This window comes from Pseudomonas sp. B14(2022), from assembly GCF_012030485.1.
GTDB lineage: Bacteria > Pseudomonadota > Gammaproteobacteria > Pseudomonadales > Pseudomonadaceae > Aquipseudomonas.
In genome coordinates this window covers 126,227-140,277 of sequence record NZ_JAAUVM010000006.1, presented here as the reverse complement: position 1 = coordinate 140,277, position 14,051 = coordinate 126,227, and the positions used below count along the sequence as shown (strand labels likewise).

14 protein-coding genes are annotated in these 14,051 nt (G+C 60.9%); 9 read left to right on the top strand and 5 right to left on the bottom strand.

The genetic code is table 11. From position 1 onward, the window contains the following. The first annotated feature begins 8 nt into the window (after positions 1-8). The 3 genes from HCF10_RS11755 to HCF10_RS11745 are packed head-to-tail and all read left to right on the top strand — an operon-like array spanning position 9 to position 2,916. Positions 9-965, top strand: coding sequence for a glycosyltransferase family protein (locus HCF10_RS11755; protein ID WP_145335984.1), 957 nt, complete (start codon positions 9-11; stop codon positions 963-965). Between the two features lie 49 nt (positions 966-1,014). After that, positions 1,015-1,779 (top strand): glycosyltransferase family 2 protein, encoded by a 765-nt coding sequence (locus tag HCF10_RS11750; protein WP_131696803.1) that lies wholly within the window; start codon positions 1,015-1,017, stop codon positions 1,777-1,779. A gap of 39 nt (positions 1,780-1,818) precedes the next feature. Beyond that, positions 1,819-2,916, top strand: coding sequence for a glycosyltransferase (locus HCF10_RS11745; protein ID WP_131696802.1), 1,098 nt, complete (start codon positions 1,819-1,821; stop codon positions 2,914-2,916). On the opposite strand, the gene HCF10_RS11740 is transcribed toward HCF10_RS11745, so the two are convergent. After that, positions 2,905-3,471, bottom strand: a complete 567-nt coding sequence (locus HCF10_RS11740; RefSeq protein WP_178116734.1) for a toluene tolerance protein — start codon at positions 3,469-3,471, stop codon at positions 2,905-2,907. The genes HCF10_RS11745 and HCF10_RS11740 overlap by 12 nt on opposite strands. A gap of 148 nt (positions 3,472-3,619) precedes the next feature. Here HCF10_RS11740 and HCF10_RS11735 point away from each other — a divergent pair, with 148 nt between their 5' ends. From HCF10_RS11735 to HCF10_RS11710, 6 genes are all read left to right on the top strand, one after another. After that, entirely contained in the window at positions 3,620-4,798 is a 1,179-nt protein-coding gene (locus tag HCF10_RS11735) for an O-antigen ligase family protein (protein ID WP_131696801.1), read from the top strand. Positions 4,799-4,807: 9 nt separating this feature from the next. Then, positions 4,808-6,616 carry a lipid A export permease/ATP-binding protein MsbA gene (gene msbA / locus HCF10_RS11730; RefSeq protein ID WP_131696800.1) on the top strand — a complete coding sequence of 603 codons (1,809 nt, stop codon included), beginning with the start codon at positions 4,808-4,810 and terminating at the stop codon, positions 6,614-6,616. Positions 6,617-6,769: 153 nt separating this feature from the next. Further along, positions 6,770-7,474, top strand: a complete 705-nt coding sequence (locus tag HCF10_RS11725) for a sulfotransferase family 2 domain-containing protein (protein WP_131696799.1) — start codon at positions 6,770-6,772, stop codon at positions 7,472-7,474. Next, positions 7,467-8,075, top strand: a complete 609-nt coding sequence (cysC, locus tag HCF10_RS11720) for an adenylyl-sulfate kinase (protein WP_145335986.1) — start codon at positions 7,467-7,469, stop codon at positions 8,073-8,075. Before HCF10_RS11725 ends, cysC begins: the two co-directional genes overlap by 8 nt. 103 nt (positions 8,076-8,178) lie before the next feature. Then, positions 8,179-9,603 carry a bifunctional D-glycero-beta-D-manno-heptose-7-phosphate kinase/D-glycero-beta-D-manno-heptose 1-phosphate adenylyltransferase HldE gene (gene hldE, locus HCF10_RS11715; RefSeq protein ID WP_145335988.1) on the top strand — a complete coding sequence of 475 codons (1,425 nt, stop codon included), beginning with the start codon at positions 8,179-8,181 and terminating at the stop codon, positions 9,601-9,603. Further along, positions 9,596-10,531, top strand: a complete 936-nt coding sequence (locus HCF10_RS11710; protein ID WP_167655560.1) for an NAD-dependent epimerase/dehydratase family protein — start codon at positions 9,596-9,598, stop codon at positions 10,529-10,531. The genes hldE and HCF10_RS11710 overlap by 8 nt, the downstream gene beginning before the upstream one ends. A 24-nt stretch (positions 10,532-10,555) precedes the next feature. Here HCF10_RS11710 and HCF10_RS11705 read toward each other — a convergent pair whose 3' ends face one another. From HCF10_RS11705 to HCF10_RS11690, 4 genes are all read right to left on the bottom strand, one after another. Beyond that, complete coding sequence (locus HCF10_RS11705) at positions 10,556-11,524, bottom strand: metal ABC transporter ATPase (protein ID WP_131696795.1); 969 nt, start codon at positions 11,522-11,524, stop codon at positions 10,556-10,558. 41 nt (positions 11,525-11,565) lie between these two features. Beyond that, entirely contained in the window at positions 11,566-12,378 is an 813-nt protein-coding gene (locus tag HCF10_RS11700; RefSeq protein ID WP_167655559.1) for an aldo/keto reductase, read from the bottom strand. Beyond that, positions 12,375-13,550, bottom strand: coding sequence for an NAD(P)/FAD-dependent oxidoreductase (locus HCF10_RS11695; RefSeq protein WP_167655558.1), 1,176 nt, complete (start codon positions 13,548-13,550; stop codon positions 12,375-12,377). The genes HCF10_RS11700 and HCF10_RS11695 overlap by 4 nt, the downstream gene beginning before the upstream one ends. 120 nt (positions 13,551-13,670) lie before the next feature. Next, the gene (locus HCF10_RS11690; RefSeq protein WP_074848568.1) at positions 13,671-14,006 is read right to left on the bottom strand and encodes a DMT family transporter; all 336 of its coding nucleotides are present in this window, start codon (positions 14,004-14,006) and stop codon (positions 13,671-13,673) included. Between the last annotated feature and the right edge of the window lie 45 nt (positions 14,007-14,051).

The following is a 14,051-nucleotide window of genomic DNA, read 5'->3' as shown; positions in this document are numbered from 1 at the left end:
GAAAGGTCATGAAAGTTTTGTTTCTGGTACAGAAAGAACAGCGCGCGATTCTGGATCGCCTGTACGAAGGCATCGCCGAGCACTGCGAGTGTGATACGCGTTGGCTGAGCAGCGCTGATCAGCGCAACCTGCGCGCTTACTTCAGGCGCGAAGTCGACGTGACCCGTTATGACCGCATCGTGTTTTTCCTGCGGTTCAAGCAGGAAATTCGCCAGGCCGGCTTTATCCGTACGATCCCGAACCTGGTGATCCTCGAACACGACGCCTACCAGAACTACATTCCCTGCAAGTACACGGGCAAGTTCAGTGCCCATTACCGTCGCTTGCCGTGGGCCCGGATCATCAGCTCGGGGTATATGGTGACCGAGCGCCTGCGCGCCGAGGGCTTTGATGCGGTGTTCGTGCCCAAGGGCTACGATCAGGCGCTGTTGCAGGCCCAGGGGTTGGAGCGCGACATTGAGCTGGCATTTGTCGGCAGCACCAACAGCGTGGCCTATAGCGGTCGCAAGGCGTTGCTCGATGAGTTGGCCCGCGTTGAACCTTTGGTGGTCACGCGCACCAAATCGGGTGAGGAATATTGCACGACCCTCAACCGGATTCGTTTTTTCGTCAGTGCCGACGTGGGCATGGGCGAGTATATGATCAAGAACTTCGAGGCCATGGCCTGTGGTTGTGTGCTGTTGGCGTTTGACCAGGGGGCCGGGGAAAACCAAGCCCTTGGCTTCAAGGACATGGTCAATGTGGTGTTCTACAAAGACATTCCCCAGTTGCAGGAAAAACTCGCCGCATTGCGATCAAATCCTCAACTGGCGGCTGAGATTGCGCGCAGCGGGCAAGACCTCGCGGTCAGCCAGTTCAGCTTTGCGCGCATCGGCCAGCGCATTGTCGAGGCCCTGGAGCCGCCGCTGCGTCCCCGAGCACCGTTGAGTTTGCTGGAAACATTGCGCTTGAAACTAGGCGTTTGATATCTGCCAGTGGCCGCGTCTGGTGGCCTTATGATATTTCGAGGCTTGAATGCAGTTCTCCCCTCAAAGCGATATAACGCTCGTCGTGACCAGTTGTGGTCGCTTCGATTTGTTGAAGCGCACGCTCGCGAGCTTCGATCTGTTCAATACAGCGACCATCCGCGAAGTCTTCATTACCGAAGACTCTGGCGATGACGCGGTACGCCTGGCGATTCCTGAGCATTGGCTCGGCCATTGTACGTTCTTGATCAACCGTCCGAAGCTGGGGCAATTGGCATCCATCGACTTGGCCTATGGGTTGGTCAAGACCCCGTACATATTCCATTGCGAAGATGATTGGGCGTTTTATCGACCCGGTTTTGTCGAGGATTCCAAGACGGTCCTGGAGCAACGCCCCGATATTCTGCAGGTCTGGTTGCGTAATTACGTTTACGATTTACAGGTGCACAGTCCCTATATCCATCTGGGGGCGCGTGAGGTGATTGGTGGGGTGCCTTGTTATCCCTTGCTGTCCGATAAGCCTGACTGGCAGGGGTTTTCGCTGAACCCGGGCCTGCGGCGTATCAAGGAATATTGGTTATGTGCGCCCTATGCCGGTTTTGAAGGTGAGAAGGGGCTTTCCAGGCGTTACGCGCAGTTGAACCTGCCCGCGGTTACCCTGGAAGGTGATGCCGTTTTGCACACCGGTTTTGGTTTGCATGTGGCGACGGCAGCAGAGCGCTTGACCAAGGCGCGGCGCAAGCGGCGAGAGCGGATCAAGCTGGTGCTCATGCTGATCCTGGGGGTTGGTATCGGCTGGTTGATCCACCAGTAAATACGACGAGCTCTACCAACGCCGCATAAGGTTTTTTCGATGAGTATTCTCAACATCATGTGGGCTGGTGGCTCTGCATTTGCTTCGGTGCAGAAGGTTCATCAGCAAATATTGTCCCATGCCGACGGCGACGTGCCGATTCACACCTGGTTGCTTCAGGGCAGTGCGGTTGGTAGCGATGGCCTGGTCGAACAGGCCGTCGAGTGGAACCTCTCGTCTGCCAGGCTCAAAGGGCGGCACCTGTGGAAGTGGCTGATGCCCTGGATGCGCGCGCGCTTCCAGAAGGCCCTGCCTGAAGATGTGCAGGTTGTGCTCCTTGATGGCATCGGTGTCGCGCGGGTGCTTCTACCGGTGCTCAAGCACCTGCCGCAGGTGCGGGCAGTGGTGATTTTTCATGGTGTCACGCGCTTGCGCAAAGCTGATCACAAGCTCTTCGAGCAGTTCCCAGCGTCGCAACTGACGCTGGCGGCCGTGTCGCAAACCCTCGCCAGCTCCCTTGAACGTTACCTGCAACGGCCCGTGGCGGTGTTGCGCAGTGCCTTCGATCCTGCTGTGTTTCGTGCCGCAGCGCTTTCCCGTGAGCAGGCTCGCTCCTGTCTAGACTTGCCGTTGGAGAGCTCACCGGTGGTGGGTGCGGTAGGTCGGTTGGTAGACGGCAAGGGGTTTGGCTGTTTGCTGGAAGCCTTTGCCAGTGCAACGGCCGATCAGCCGGGGGCGCGCCTGGTGATCGTCGGCGAGGGGCCGGCAAGACCCAGGCTTGAGGCGCGTATCGAGGCGCTTGGCTTGCGCGACAAGGTGTCCTTGCCGGGGCATCTTCCTGAGGCGGCGACCCTTTATCGGGCGTTTGACTGGGTCGCCATTCCGTCGACGGAAGAGGGCCTGGGGTTGATCCTGCAAGAGGCGGTGATGGCTGGCGTGCCGGTACTGACCAGTGAGCTGGCGGTGTTCCGTGAACAACTGGGTGATGCCGGCTGGTACGCGCCCGTAGACAGCACCGCGTCCTGGGCTGACCTCCTGACCCGTGCGTTCGTGAGTTCCGGCGAGCAGGTAGTCGAAGCTCAGTCGCGGGCGTTGGCGCCGGAGCAGGCCTGGAATGATTTCACTGAAACCACCCGGCGGCTGTTCTCATGCTGCTAGCAGCGCTTGCTCCAGTGCTTGCATTGGAAAGCGCTCGTTCAGCTTCTCGCGCGCAATATAGCGAGCGAAGTGTTGCAGGTTGCGCCTTGCCAATTCCGGGTTCAAGGGCGCGCGCAGGAAACGCATGTCGGCCACGTCGATCAGGCCCATTTCATTGTCCGGTGTCACGACAATATTGCCCAGGTGCAACGAGCGGAAGTAGATGCCCGCGCCATGCAGACGGCGAATAAGGGCCACGAGCGGGTCGAGGTTCGTGTGCCAGTCAAAGCCTTCACGATTGGAAATCTGGCGCAGCGTTTCGCCCGGCAAAGGACGGTAGAGTACGGCGGTCATGCCGGGCCTCGTCAGTTGAAAGAACGCGAGCACGGTCATGGTCGGGATGCCGCGCTGTTGCAACTGCGCCACATTGTCGATGAAACGCTTGGAGTACGGGCGAAACAGCGCGGACGAAAGCAGGCGCTTGCGACGAAACAGTTTGAGGATATTCCCGTCGGTCAGCAGGTAGACTTTGGGGCCATAGCTGTCCTGTTCCAGGATTTTGGCACCTTCAATCATCGCGGTTAAATCGGCTTGGGAAAGCCTTGAACATTGCATCGTCGGAAAGCCTTGTGGGAGTCGCGGGCACAGTGGTCGGTAATAATGCCGAAAGTTTTGGGTTTTAACCATGCCGGGTTGGCGGGTTGAACGTATTCAGGAGCGGGTGATGCAAGCAAGTCGTTGGGCGCAGGTATGGATGATTTTCGGGTTACTTTGGTTTTTGTTGGCGATTGCTTTTGCCCCGACCAATAAGATTTATCAACAGGGTTTGACACTGTTTCTGTGGTTGCCGGCGATGGTGTTTGCCTGGTCGGCCCGTGAGCGTCTCAAGGAAGTCTGGCGCGAACAGCGCTGGCTGTGCCTGATGGTCGCCGCGCTTGCCGTCTGGGGGGCGATCAGTCTGTTGTGGACCAACGCCCAAGACCCGTCGCGCGAGGCCAAGCGTCTGCTGTACATCGGCGTGTTCCTGCTGTTCTTCCCGGTGTTTGCGTGTGGTCGAACTGAAGGCGTCATTCGTGTGATGCAGTGGGGCGGCTTCGGGCTTGCCGTGTCGTCGCTGGTGGCGATCATCAAGTTCTATGGCTTTGAGCAGAATGCCTGGAATGCCCGCCTCGAAGGTTTAGGGCAGTTGTCCCACCCGATACTGGGCGCCTACGTGATTGGCCTGGCTGCGGTTTGGCTGTTGCACTGGTTGCCCCGTGGTCGTTGGATGCAAGTGGCGTGGGTGCTGTCTATCGGTTTTCTCGGGCTTTTCGTGGTGTTGAGCCAAAGCCGTGGTGCCGCACTGGCCTTGTTGCTGACTGTGGTGGCAATGCCCGCCTGGTGCCGTGACCGCCGTAGCACGGTGATTGCCATTGGCGCGGTCATCGCGGCGCTAGCGGTGTTCTTCGCCATGCAGTCCCTGATGCTGGCCCGTGGTGTGTCTTACCGCCCGCAGATCTTCATGGCCGCCGTGCAGATGATCAGCGAGCGCCCGTGGACCGGTCTGGGGCTGGGCGGGGACTACAAGGTATTTGCCGATAACCTCTTTTTTGATCACTCCCACAACCTGTTCACTCACGTGAGCATCGAGTTGGGCCTGCCGGGCCTGCTGCTGTGGAGCTGCCTGTGGTTCGGTGTGCTGTGGCAGGCCTGGAAGGCCCGCGACACGCTCTATGGCAAGGGCGTCATCGGCATGTGGGTGTTTTCGTTCCTGGCCATGCAGTTCGATGCCGCCAGCCTGACCGGCACGCCGCGGGCCGAGTGGTTTATCTCCTGGCTGCCGATTGCCATGTCCAGTGTTTTGGTCTGGGCTCGGGCCAAACCCGACGCGTGTGATAAAGTTCGCGTCCTACCCAACCAGTGAGCTCGACACATGAGTGACGCACCGCCCAAAGCGGACCAGGAATCCAGCCTGAAAATCTATTTCCGGTTGCTGGGCTATGTGAAACCGTACCTCGGCATGTTCCTGCTGAGTATCGTGGGCTTCGTGATCTTCGCTTCGACCCAGCCAATGCTTGCCGGGATTCTCAAGTACTTCGTCGATGGCTTGAGCAACCCCGATGTGGTGTTCCTGCCCAACATCCCGTTGTTCAAGGACCTGAAGTTGCTGATGGCCGTGCCGCTGCTGATCATCCTGATCGCCGCGTGGCAGGGGCTGGGGTCTTTCCTGGGCAACTACTACCTGGCCAAGGTTTCCCTGGGGCTGGTGCATGACCTGCGGGTCCAGCTGTTCAACAAGCTGCTGGTATTGCCTAACCGCTATTTCGATACCCACAACTCCGGGCACCTGATTTCCCGTATCACCTTCAACGTGACCATGGTCACCGGTGCGGCCACCGATGCAATCAAGGTGGTGATCCGCGAAGGCCTGACGGTGGTGTTCCTGTTCGGCTACCTGCTGTGGATGAACTGGAAGCTGACCTTGGTAATGCTGGCAATCCTGCCGCTGATCGCGATCATGGTCGGCAGCACCAGCAAGAAATTCCGCAAGCAGAGCAAGAAAATCCAGGTGGCAATGGGCGACGTTACCCATGTCGCCTCCGAGACCATCCAGGGCTACCGCGTGGTACGCAGCTTCGGTGGCGAAGGCTACGAGGAGCGTCGATTTGCCGCTGCCAGCCAGGGCAATACCGACAAGCAACTGCGCATGAACAAGACCGGTGCGGTCTATACGCCGATGCTGCAACTGGTGATCTACACGGCCATGGCCGCGTTGATGTTCCTGGTGCTGCTGTTGCGCGGTGAAGCCACCGCAGGTGACCTGGTGGCCTACATTACGGCTGCGGGCCTGCTGCCCAAGCCGATTCGCCAGCTGTCGGAAGTCAGCTCGACCATCCAGAAGGGCGTGGCCGGTGCCGAGAGTATCTTCGAACAGCTGGATGAAGAGCCCGAAGTCGACAGCGGCACTGTGGAGCGCGATCGCGTCAGCGGTCGCCTGGACGTGCGCAACCTGAGCTTCACCTACCCGGGTACGGAGCGTGAGGTGCTCAAGAACATCAGTTTCAGCGCAGCCCCCGGGCAGATGATCGCCCTGGTCGGGCGTTCGGGCAGCGGCAAGTCGACCCTGGCCAGCCTGATCCCGCGTTTCTACCATCACGAAACCGGGGAAATCCTGTTGGACGAGGTCGAGATCGAAGACTACCGCCTGCGTAACCTGCGTCGTCACGTGGCCCAGGTGACCCAGCATGTGACCTTGTTCAACGACACCGTGGCCAACAACATCGCTTACGGCGACCTCGCGGATGCACCGCGTGCCGACATCGAGAAAGCCGCCGCCGACGCCTACGCCATGGACTTCATCTCCGAGCTGCCAAAAGGCCTGGACACCGAAGTCGGTGAAAACGGCGTGCTGCTTTCCGGTGGTCAACGTCAGCGCCTGGCGATCGCCCGGGCCCTGCTGAAAAATGCCCCGCTGCTGATCCTCGATGAGGCGACTTCGGCCCTGGACACCGAGTCCGAGCGGCATATCCAGGCCGCGCTGGACAAGGTCATGAAAGGTCGCACCACCTTGGTGATTGCGCACCGCTTGTCCACCATCGAGAAAGCCGACCTGATTCTGGTGATGGACCACGGTGAAATTGTCGAACGCGGGACACATCTCGAACTGCTGGCCATGGGCGGCTACTACTCGCGCCTGCACGCCATGGGGCTGGACGAGCCGGTCACGGCGAACATCACCTGACCAGCCGGGGCGCGCAATGCGCCCCGGTGTTTGTATCGGGCCCGTTACAGGGCTTGACCAAAGCCAAATAATCCAGCGCCCATCGTTTGTTATGTTGGCCTTCTCGATTCGAATGACGAACGAGAGGGCTAACCTTCTTACGTGAGTATTGGAATGTTGCAACGTCTACTGTGGAAACTGCTTCCCAAACACCAGAGGGTGTTTCTGCTGGGGCGTTTGTCGGTGGTGGATCGCCAGGCGGTGAACAAATCCCTGTCTGGGGTGGCAACGCTTAACCCAGCTTTCGAACGACACCAGTGCGTGTTTATCCATGTGCCCAAATGCGCCGGCAGCAGCGTGTGTTCGGCACTTCTCGATGGGCGCTGGCCGGGGCATTTGCCGTATTACTGGTATGAGCAGCAATTTCCCCAGCACTGCGAGCGCAGCTTCAAATTTGCTTTCGTACGTGACCCGCTGGAGCGTGCCTACTCGGCCTATACCTATTTGCGCGGCAACGCCATGGGCCCTCGCGACCTGCAAGCCCAGGCGCTGGTTTCCAGCTACCGTGACTTCGACCATTTCGTTGCCGGCTGGCTGCACCCGGACAACCTGCGACGCCAATTGCACTTCGCTCCCCAGACGGACTTCCTGGTCGATCACATGGGCCAGATGGCCATGGAATTTCTCGGGCGCCAGGAGTCTTTGCAGCAAGACTTCCAGCACCTGTGCGAACGCCTCGGCGTGGACTCATCCCTGCCACATCTGAATGTTTCACTGGGGCGTCGCCACGAACCGGTCAGGGACTTTTGCTCCTCGCGTACGCGCCGTCTGGTCAGGCGTGCCTATCAACGTGATTACGAGGTGTTGGGTTATGAATAGCCAGTTGCTGACCGGCGGTTGCGGCGCCATCCGCCCCTTTGCCCTGTCCTTGTCGGCGACCGCACGGGCGGCGCTTAAGCACCAGCAGCCTTGCTGCGTATGGCTGACGGGGCTGTCCGGGTCCGGCAAATCGACCCTGGCCAATGCCCTGGAAGTGCAACTCAACGAGCAGGGGCGGCACACCTTCGTGCTTGATGGCGATAACTTGCGCGCGGGGCTGTGCAATGACCTGGGCATGAGCGATGCGGCGCGCAAAGAAAACATCCGGCGTATCGGCGAAGTGGCGCGGCTGATGGTGGACGCAGGTTTGATTGTCATTGTTTCGGCGATCTCGCCATTCAGTGTCGATCGGGCGACCGCCAGGGCTCTGTTCGGGCCGGAGCAATTCTTTGAGATTTACATCAGCACACCCTTTGACGTGTGTGCCCAGCGCGATCCCAAGGGCTTGTACCGCGCGGCACTGGACGGGCGCATCAAGGCGTTCACCGGCTTGGACAGCCCCTATGAGGTGCCGCTTGCGGCCGACTGCGAAATCAATACCGATGAGGTCGAGCTGGCCGAAGCCGTGGCGCAGATCCTGGCGGTTTTGTTTAAAAAATGATCAGTTTTTGTGCCTGATGCATCGCGGATAAAGCTCTCGAACTAGGCGGCGCTCACCCTGTGCTAATATCGCGCCCCTGTTCATTTTGTATGTGGGTTGCTCCATGAAGTTGTCCATGCCGCGATTCGATCAAGCCCCTGTCTTGGTGGTCGGCGATGTCATGCTCGACCGTTACTGGCATGGCGGTACCTCACGGATTTCCCCTGAGGCGCCGGTACCGGTAGTCAAGGTCGAGCAAATCGAAGACCGTCCAGGTGGCGCTGCCAACGTTGCCCTCAATATTGCCGCACTCGGCGCCCCGGCCTCCCTGGTCGGTGTGACCGGCGACGACGAAGCCGCCGACAGCCTGGCCAACAGCCTGCGCGGTGCCGGTGTGCGCGCGGTGTTCCAGCGCATTGCCCACCAGCCGACCATCGTCAAGCTGCGGGTCATGAGCCGTCACCAGCAATTGCTGCGTATCGATTTTGAAGAACCCTTCGCCACCGACGCCCTGGCCCTCAGCGGCCAGGTCGACGAACTGCTCGAAGGTATCAAGGTGCTGGTGTTGTCCGACTACGGCAAAGGCGCCCTGAAGAACCACCAGGAACTGATCCAGGCCGCCAAGGCGCGGAACATTCCGGTACTGGCCGATCCCAAGGGCAAGGACTTCTCGATTTATCGTGGAGCCAGCCTGATCACGCCCAATCTCAGCGAGTTCGAAGCCATCGTCGGCGGCTGCGCCGATGAGCACGAACTGGTGACCAAAGGCGCGGCGCTCATGGCCGATCTCGACCTGGGCGCCTTGCTGGTGACCCGTGGGGAGCACGGCATGACCCTGCTGCGCCCGGGCCACCCGGCGATGCACCTGCCGGCGCGTGCCCGTGAAGTGTTCGACGTCACCGGCGCCGGTGACACCGTGATTTCCACTCTGGCCGCCTCCATTGCGGCCGGCGAGGAGCTGCCCCACGCCGTGGCCCTGGCCAACCTGGCGGCGGGCATTGTGGTCGGCAAGCTGGGTACGGCCGCGATCAGCGCGCCTGAACTGCGCCGTGCCATCCAGCGCTCCGAAGGTTCGGAACGTGGTGTTCTGAGCATCGAGCAATTGCTGCTGGCGATTGACGATGCCCGTGCCCACAACGAGAGCATTGTGTTCACCAACGGCTGCTTTGACATCCTGCACGCCGGCCATGTGACCTACCTGGAACAGGCTCGCGCCCAAGGTGATCGACTGATCGTCGCGGTCAACGATGACGCGTCGGTCAGTCGCCTGAAAGGCCCTGGCCGTCCGATCAACAGCGTCGACCGACGCATGGCGGTATTGGCGGGGTTGGGCGCGGTGGACTGGGTGATCAGCTTCCCTGAAGCAACCCCGGAAAACCTGCTGGCCCAGGTCAAGCCGGACGTGCTGGTCAAGGGCGGCGACTACTCCGTCGACCAGGTGGTCGGCGCCGACATCGTCAGCGCCTACGGCGGTAAGGTCAAAGTGCTGGGCCTGGTCGAGAACAGCTCGACCACCGCCATTGTCGAGAAGATCCGCAACAATGAGTAAGGCTGATCCGCTGGTCCTGATCACCGGTGGCGCGGGCTTTATTGGCTCGCACCTGGTCGATGCGCTGCTTGCCAAGGGCTACGCGGTGCGTGTGCTGGATAACCTGTCCACAGGCAAGCGCAGCAACCTGCCGCTGGACAACCTGCGCGTCGAGCTGCTTGAGGGAGATGTCGCCGATGCCGGGCTGGTGGCGCGTGCCGCTGTCGGTGCCACAGCGGTGGTGCATCTGGCGGCGGTGGCCTCCGTGCAGGCTTCGGTGGATGATCCGGTCAGCACGCACCAGAGCAATTTCGTCGGCACCTTGAATGTCTGTGAAGCGATGCGCCAGGCGGGCGTGAAGCGTGTGGTGTTCGCTTCCAGCGCCGCGGTATATGGCAACAACGGCGAAGGCGCTTCGATTGACGAAGAGACCACCAAGGCGCCGTTGACGCCCTATGCGTCCGACAAGTTGGCCGGCGAGCATTACTTCGACTTCTACCGCCGCCAGCACGGCCTGGAACCGGTGATCTTCCGCTTCTTCAATATCTTCGGGCCACGCCAGGACCCGTCATCGCCGTATTCCGGCGTGATCAGTATCTTCTGCGAGCGTGCACAACAGGGTAGGCCGATCGCCGTATTCGGCGATGGCGAGCAGACCCGCGACTTCATGTATGTGGAAGACCTGGTGGACGTGCTGGTGCAGGCCATCGAAGCACCGGAGCCGCCTTTGGGTGCGATCAACGTCGGCTGGAACCGCACGACTACCCTCAAGCAGGTGCTGCAGGCACTGGAAGAGGCAATTGGTACGTTGCCCGCCGTGACATATGGGCCGGCACGCTCGGGAGACATTCGGCATTCGCGGGCGAATAACCAGCGTTTGCTGACCAGCTTCAAGTTGCCTGAGCCAACACCGCTGGCGGTTGGCCTGGCGCGGTTGCTCAAAGGCTGACTGTTCACCTGTAGGAGCCAGCCCTTAGCGGCTGGCTTTTTTCTTCGGCACGATCTTGCGCAGCATCTGGCGCGCCTTGCCGGTCAGGCGCTTCAATTTCGAGTCTTTCTCAGGCTCCGCCAGGCCTTGCTGCCGGACCCAATCCTTCCAGCGAATGCGCTCATCGCGGACCAGCCAGCCTTCCTGCTGGGCAAAGCTTTCCGCCAGGTACAAGCCCCGTGTACTGGCCGGGTAAAGTTGGTCCTTCTTGACGGTGTACAACTCGGCGAGCGGCTGGCCATCTTTCAGCGGCATCAGGTACAGGTCCGGACGCTGGCGGTCCAGGCGTGCCACCAGTTGGTCGCCTTCCAGGCGCTCATCCACATGGAACAGGCTCAGGGATTTGGCTTCCTTCGGCACTTCCAGGCGCAAGTCATAAATCAGTTGCAGCGACGCGGTCGGCACATGCACATAGGCCCGTGGGCGCTCGATCAGTTGGGTGGTCGCGCAACGTACCGGGCGTGCGGCGCCAGACAAAGGGCTCAAGCGAAACGGCAAGGCTTCACGGTAATGCAGCGCGGCGGAGTAGGGGGCCGGCAGCCAAGTGTCGTTGAAGCGCCCGCTGAGCCAGCCTTCCGGCGTTTCCAGCAGGCATTCCTCGGCGATCTCCTGGATGGCGGTGTGCAGCGGCAGGTTCAGTTCGTGAGCGGGGACGTAGCCGGAGATCAGCTTGAGCACCACATCGCCACGGTCCTGGCGACGTTGGCGCACCAGCACCCAGTAATCCTTGTTTTGCCAGTGCAGGGTCAGTCGTACCGACACTCCCAGGTTTGCCAGCTCCAGCGCGAAACGCTCGGCATCCGGCACGTCTACCGGCTTGCGCCGCTGCAGGGTCTGGGCGAAGTTGAGCGGCATGCCCACGCTCTGGTAGCTCAGGCCTTCGGGGGTGGCTTCGACGTGCAGCGGCAGTGTTTTGAAGTTGTTGGGGTTTTTTCTTATGAGCGTTCGCGGCATGTCGGCTCCTTCTTGCGACGGGGTCGGCCGCGTCGGCGGCATCAGAGTTGACGAATGACCTTGGCAGCGGTCGCCACGTTATGGGCCAGGTGCAGCGGATTAATGGTCCCGACAATAGCACTGGCGACGCCCGTTTGCGCAAACAACAGCATGAAACTGGCATGTATTGGATCCACTCCCGGCTCCAGGCACACGTGGCCGCTGGCCAGGGCCTTTTTGACCAGAATGCCCTTGCCATGGGTCGCCGCATAATCAATGACGGCTTTTTCCGCCTGTTCGTTCAGATTGTAGGTGACCATCGCGCAATCACCTTGTTCCAGAGCCTTCACGCCGCCTTCGACGGTTTTGCCGGAGAAGCCGAAACCGCGAATCTTACCCTCTTGCTTCAACTGCGCCAGGGTCTGGTAAACCTCACAGTCGTTGAGGATGTGCAGGTCGTTGCCGTCGGAGTGCACCAGCACCAGATCGATAAAATCCGTTTCAAGTCGTTTCAAGCTGCGCTCAATGGACAGGCGGGTATGGGTTGCGCTGAAATCGTGGCGCGACAGGCCCTCTTCGAACTCTTCACCGACCTTGCTGACAATCACCCAGTCCTTGCGCTGGCCGCGCAACAGCGGCCCCAGGCGTTCTTCACTGCGGCCATAGGCCGGTGCGGTATCGATCAGGTTGATACCCAGCTGGCGCGCCTGGCGCAGCAACATCCGAGCTTCGTCATCATCGGGGATGGTGAAACCGCTGGGGTATTTCACACCCTGGTCGCGGCCCAGCTTGACGGTGCCCAGGCCGAGTGGCGATACCACCAGGCCGGTGCTGCCCAGCGGGCGGTGCAGGTCGTGCAAGGTCGGCAGGCTCATGGCAACAGTTGCTCCCAGGCTGGTACGCCGATGGCGGGTTTTGGCAGGGCGGGCAAAGGCTCCATTGCGCTTGGGTGGATACCGTCGCGTTCGAGACTGTTGATCACTCGATCGGCGAAATCCGGCGCCAGCGCCAGCTTGGTCGGCCAGCCCACCAGCAGGCGGCCCTCTTCGGCGACAAAGGCATTGTCGGGACGGCTCAGGCCCGATTGCAGAGGCTCGGCACGGTCGACGCGCAGCGTAGCCCACCGGGTCTGGCTCATATCGATCCAGGGCAGCAGTTGCGCCAGTTCTTTCCGGGCGGTGGCGATCTGTTCTTCGGACGTGCGTGCCACGCCGTCCGCCTCGGCAATGTCGCCGCCCATGTACCACACCCAGTTGCCATCGGCAGCAGGGTGCGTGGTGACGGTGAGGCGCGGCTTGGTACCGCCGCCCAGGCAGTGTGCGTACAGCGGCTTCAAACCCGGGCCCTTGGCGATGACCATATGCAGCGGGCGCTTTTGCATGGCGGGCTGGCTCAGGCCCAGGGCGGCGAGCAGCTCGGCGGTACCGCCGCCTGCGCTCAAGACGATGCGCTGGGCGCGGATCTCGCGGCCATCGACCTTCAAGCCCACCAGGGTGTCGCCTTCGCGCAGGGGTTCTATGCGCTGCCCGGCGAGCAAGCCGTCACCGGCCAGTTGCGCCAGGCGCTCGATCATGCTGGGTACGTCCACCACCAGTTCGGCCAGTCGATAGACCTTGCCCTTGAAGCCACGGTCTTGCAGCGCCGGGGGCAGGTCGTCGCCCTTGACCTGATCGACACGGCCGCGCACGGCCTTGCTGGCAAAAAAACTGGTGAGGTTGCCGGCGATCGTGCCAGGGGACCACAGGTAATGGGCCTGCGAGAGTACACGCACGCCGGACAGGTCCAGTTCACCGTCACCGGCCAGGGCTTCACGCCAGCGGCGCGGCATATCGGCAATCGCTTCGGAGGCGCCGGTGAGAGCGCCGTGCAGGGCGTATTTGGCACCGCCGTGGATAATCCCCTGGGATTTCACGCTTTGCCCGCCACCCAGGGTGGCGCTTTCCACCACTACCGTGGAAAAGCCCTGGCGGCGCAGGCGCGCATTCAGCCAGAGGCCGGCAACCCCGGCGCCGACAATCAATACGTCGGTGGAAATAACGGATGGCATGGGCGACCTCATTTTTAAACAAGGCCGCAAGTATACATTCTCACGCCATGCACACCGTAGGCGCTGTCGAGCTTTGGCGCGACTGCGAATGTTGGGTTCACTTGAGTCTCAAGTGAACACTCAATGCCCGGCGGTTTTCGAGAACAGCTGGATGACCACCACGCCCAGCACAATCAGACCCATGCCCAGCATTGCCGGGAGGTCCAGCTTCTGCCCGTAGATGAACAGCGCGGCAATGCTCACCATCACGATGCCCATCCCCGCCCATACCGCATAGGCCACGCCGACCGGCACGGTACGCACCACCAGGGTCAGCATCCAGAACGCCACGCCATAGCCGACGATCACCAGCAACAGAGGGATAGGAGTGCTCCAGCCCTTGATGGCTTTCATGGAAACGGTGGCGATCACTTCCGAGCAGATGGCGATGGCCAGGTAGCAGTAAGCGGCGTTCATGGGTGAGTCCTCGGTGTAAAGCAATCTGATAAGGCCGGCATTCTA